We start from the raw sequence: 2249 nt of genomic DNA on the forward strand, positions 1-2249 counted from the left end.
CTTAAACGATCGGCATTAGCACATCATTGCGGGCGTTTTTGATCGCTTAATTCTTATTATGCTTTAACTGCTTCGCAATCCTTTGAGGAAGTTAGCGGTTTGAAGAATAACTTGGTTTCTTCGATAACAACATGGCGCAGTAAGATAAGCCCAATTAGGTTCGGAATTGCCATTAGGCCGTTCACGATATCCGCCATTATCCAGATCATGTCGAGCTTTAAGAATGCACCAGAAGCAACCAAGCCGATGAAGATAATCTTGTAAGGCAATACTGCTTTGGTACCCAGCAAGAAAACAACACAGCGCTCACCGTAGTAGTTCCAACCTAAAATTGTTGTAAACGCAAAGAAGATTAAGCCAACAGAAACCAACATAGGGCCAAGGGTGTCTGCATTCAAACCAACAGCGAACGCGTGAGTGGTCATCGCAGCGCCAGAAAGGTCCGTCTGCCAAGCGCCCGTTAAGATAAGCGCCAGACCTGTCATCGTACAGATGATGATGGTATCGAAGAAGGTGCCTGTCATAGAGACAAGTCCTTGCTTCACACATGAGTCTGTTTTAGCCGCTGCTGCAGCCATTGGTGCGCTACCTAAGCCAGATTCGTTCGAGAACACACCACGAGCGATACCTGATTGGATAGCAAGCATGATGCTCGCACCAAAGAAACCACCGGTTGCTGCCGTGTTGGTAAACGCAGAAGTCACAACAAGGGTAATGGCATTCAGTAGTTGGTCTGCATTTGAAATCAGAACGCTTAAACACGCGACGACGTACATCACCGCCATCGTAGGAACGACTTTCCCTGCTACTTTAGCGATAGATTGAATACCACCAAGGGTTACAACCGCCACTAGTATCGTGAGGACAACCGCTGACATTTCACGAGAAGCACCAAATGAAATTTCAGTCGCGTCTAAGATAGCGTTAACTTGTGGGAACGTACCAATACCGAAGCAGGCAACCCCCAAAGCGAAGATAGCGAACATTACCGCTAAGATTCGTGAGCCGACACCGTATTGCAGGTAGTACATTGGGCCGCCAACCATTTCGCCATTGCTATCGGTTCTGCGGTATTTAACGGCAAGTAGACATTCTGCGTATTTGGTCGCCATACCAAATACAGCGGCAAGCCACATCCAGAATAGGGCACCAGGGCCACCAATCTTGATTGCGGTCGCTACACCAACGATGTTACCTGTACCAATAGTTGCGGAAAGTGCAGTACACAAAGCGGCGAAGCTTGATACGTCACCCTTGCCGGATTTGTCTTTGGTGAACACCATTTTTAGAGCAGTTGGAAGGTGTCTAAACTGGAGTAAGCCTAAGCGAAAAGTAAAGTAGATGCCTGTACCCACTAGCAGAATAAGCAGTGGTGGTCCCCAGACGAATTGGTTGATGGTTTGTAGTGTAGCTTGTAGGTGGTTCATAGATTCCCCTTAATAAATATAAAATTTAAGGAGAAGAGGGAAGGCAGTGCAGATCACAGGGATCGATAGCACTACTTAATACAGACGGATTTCTAGATAGAATTCTTTTGTTAATTAAGGCTGTTGCTTTCCACTCCTCTGTCCTTTTGCCTGAGAGTTTCACTTAGCGAATCACTTATAGATAAGTAACGGGCACTAAGCTTGCTCCTTCGGCGACCGCTTGCTACAAAAAAAGTAGTACGGTTCTCTCCAGAGGTTCCTCCAACGACAGTCCTCACTTTTCTGGATTTCTCCAGCACAAAGCGCCTGAAAGATTTACTTCTTCGGCGGGTTTATCTAACTAAATGTTAATATTTAGTTAAAAGCCACTCTCCTGCAGTCTTCATCGGAACAATTACCTAAATAATTAGGTAATCTGTAGGCGTATCCTAGATCATATAAAATGTGATGTCAGCTACAAAATATCTGTTTGCTCAAATGTTGTTCAACTAAATGATCAAACAACGAGTCTCTGACGTAACTTGCTTATTTAAATGGTATAAAATAGAGAAACAAGGAGGAGTTATGACTCGATTAATAGCGATTGTTTTTTTATTGGCTTTGGCATTTGTGCTGTTTCGTTACCGGACAAACGAAAAACTGCAAAAATGGGTAGTGATAGTTATCGTTAGCAGCTTCCTTTTGTATACTGCCAGCCTGATGATTTCGGAGTTAACTCGTTAAGTCTGTCTGTGAGCAGATAGGATAAACGTGTTAGCAAAGCTCAAGTGCTTCTGGCTTGGGCAATAGGTTTAACTGAGCTTAAAGTATCAGTATCAGTAT

The 2249-nt window shown here is 44.3% G+C and carries 1 protein-coding gene and 1 riboswitch; the gene reads right to left on the reverse strand.

Features of this window, described 5'->3' with window-relative positions:
• Positions 1-56: 56 nt before the first annotated feature.
• Positions 57-1427, reverse strand: a complete 1371-nt coding sequence (locus AB4232_RS20275; RefSeq protein WP_372087871.1) for an alanine/glycine:cation symporter family protein — start codon at positions 1425-1427, stop codon at positions 57-59.
• 128 nt (positions 1428-1555) lie between these two features.
• A riboswitch (glycine riboswitch) is annotated at positions 1556-1690 on the reverse strand.
• Between the last annotated feature and the right edge of the window lie 559 nt (positions 1691-2249).

This window comes from Vibrio sp. 10N.286.46.A8 (assembly GCF_041470165.1).
Lineage (GTDB): Bacteria > Pseudomonadota > Gammaproteobacteria > Enterobacterales > Vibrionaceae > Vibrio > Vibrio tasmaniensis_A.

Bases quoted from the DNA above. Each gene is read 5' to 3' on its own strand.
- AB4232_RS20275 (WP_372087871.1), bottom strand. From the start codon at position 1,427: ATGAACCACCTACAAGCTACACTACAAACCATCAACCAATTCGTCTGG.